Annotated in this window: 1 protein-coding gene; it reads right to left on the bottom strand. The window is 57.9% G+C overall.

Annotation, left to right across the window (positions count from 1 at the left end; all coding sequences use genetic code 11):
• On the bottom strand, positions 1–1474 hold a 1474-nt coding region (locus ABD120_RS39305), incomplete at its 3' end, for a hypothetical protein (RefSeq protein WP_343955565.1).
• Positions 1475–1605: the final 131 nt, after the last annotated feature.

Below are 1605 nucleotides of genomic sequence, written 5' to 3'. Positions count from 1 at the left end.
CGAGCGGCGGAGTAGAAAGCATTTCTACCGTTGACCCAGACTCGCAGGGGAAGTGATGGAACTCTGAGTCCGGAGTCCAGAACTTCGCCACCTTGCATTCAAGGGTCATGCGGTTCTTGAAGGTCTTTGTTAGCCCCAGGCTATCTTTGAAGGTAAGGCTAAGGACAGGATAGAAGGAGTGCTTGTACTCCTTGAGGTAGCAGACACCAAGACAGGAACCATCGATGGAACTTACGCTCGCATCGATTTCCGGCCTCTGGCCAGCCAGGACCTTGTCCTTGAAGGAGTTGCAGGCCTGATTCACTGTACCCCTGGAGGTGCCGCCAAACGTCAGCCCACCTGCGGGTGCCAGGTTGATCCCATAGTTCGTCTCAGTTGAGCTGTCTTTGCGCGTGAGGCAGGCCGAACCCGTAACTTCAAGCTTCATGTGCTTAACGAGCGCCCTGCCGTACTTCGTAAACCATTGGGAGGTCTTTTGCGGATAGACCTGCACTCTGTTGACAAAGTTCCGGATCATCCAGCGGTTGTCCCACTGGGGCTCGTGCTTGTCCCAGTAGGATTCGCTTCTCGCTTGGACGAACCATCCTTTCCCGAGGCGTAGTTTCTTGGTTTTGGAGTCTCTCTCGTTGCCAAGGAAGTCCCGCTGGCTCGTGCCTTCCCTAAGGTCTACGGGAGCCTTATACCATTCGGTAGTGCTTCCCCAAACTGGGGGTGGCGGCGCGGATCCGCCAGCACCCGGCGGGTACGGCTTGGGGTCGTCGTTGTCGGTTGGATCCTCGTAGGCTGGATTTGGCGCCTGGATCTCTTGAATGTTACCGCATCTATCGAAAACAAAAATTGAGATAGTCGACTCGCTGGGGTCAACCGTGCCAGCCGTCTTGGCCGTTGAGGCACTGGTGGATTGGAGCCTCCACGTCCGTCGAACCTGAGCCGATACATGGACCTTTCCGTCTGGCATCCCATGGACGACTACGTCACTAAGGTTCACGGAGGAACCAGTTCGGGTCGCTCCTTCCTGACGCATCGCGCCGAAAGTGTTGGCGAGGGGGGTGTTCAGAAGAGAGAGCTTGGCTGTTGACGGCGATTGAGGAGCTACCCCGGGCGCGTCCCAGATCGTAGCCGCTCTGCCTTCCAGAACAGCATCCTGAGCTCCAAAGTAAGCCTGTACTCGTGTGATGTATTCCTGGGCGCCTGATACTCCCACTGCCTTGACGCTTGCGGGCGATGGCGGAGTATCGAGGAACGGGATGCATTGTTGTGTGGGGCTCTGCACAGGAGGCGGCGGCACAGCCTTGGGCGTTACGGTAGCCGATACCCAATCGCTTATGCCGAATTCGGTCTTAGCCCGAACCTTGATGGTGTGATTTTCACCATTGGTTAGGCCGGCGATCGCAGCATAGGGATCCGTGACCTCTAGGGTTTTGACAAGGCCGCCGCTGCTGCTGGTCACTTCCACGTCGTAGCCGTTCAGCACGGCCACGCTCCCGGTACTCTCCGGTAGACCCCAACTGGCGATGGCGCTGCCGTCACCTGGTTGGGTCGCGAGATTGAGTACCTTGCTGGGCGGCCCGGCTGGGAGATAGGTGAGCGCCAGCGACGGTTGCT

The organism is Nonomuraea longicatena (assembly GCF_039525605.1).
Lineage (GTDB): Bacteria > Actinomycetota > Actinomycetes > Streptosporangiales > Streptosporangiaceae > Nonomuraea > Nonomuraea longicatena.
Note: the sequence above shows the minus strand (reverse complement) of the source record. Positions and strands in the feature narration are given on the sequence as shown.